The organism is Yersinia sp. 1252 StPb PI (genome assembly GCF_048593885.1).
In the GTDB taxonomy this organism is placed as follows: domain Bacteria; phylum Pseudomonadota; class Gammaproteobacteria; order Enterobacterales; family Enterobacteriaceae; genus Yersinia; species Yersinia enterocolitica_E.
On record NZ_JAZGQE010000583.1, the window covers coordinates 1 to 214 of the forward strand.

Genomic DNA, 214 nt, shown 5'->3' on the forward strand with positions numbered 1-214 from the left:
GATATCGAGTATTACCAGGGGCCGGAAGACTTCTATCCCATTAATGCCGACAGATTAGACGGTATGGATGTCACGATCGCCATGCCAGATGGCACTACCGAACCCGTAGTTTCAATCAACTTCCCGGAGTAAACCTTATGATTGTTAAACCCGTAGCCGGTCGCACTGTACGCGACCCGGTTAAGGGCACCTTTTTGCCTGAATCCGGCTCTGA

General features: G+C 50.9%; 1 protein-coding gene and 1 pseudogene. Both read left to right on the forward strand.

Annotation, left to right across the window (positions count from 1 at the left end; all coding sequences use genetic code 11):
* Window positions 1-132: pseudogene (locus tag V2A85_RS24820) on the forward strand (ATP-binding protein); the annotation flags it as partial.
* 5 nt (window positions 133-137) lie between these two features.
* On the forward strand, window positions 138-214 hold a 77-nt coding region (locus V2A85_RS24825), incomplete at its 3' end, for a DUF2635 domain-containing protein (protein ID WP_420072701.1).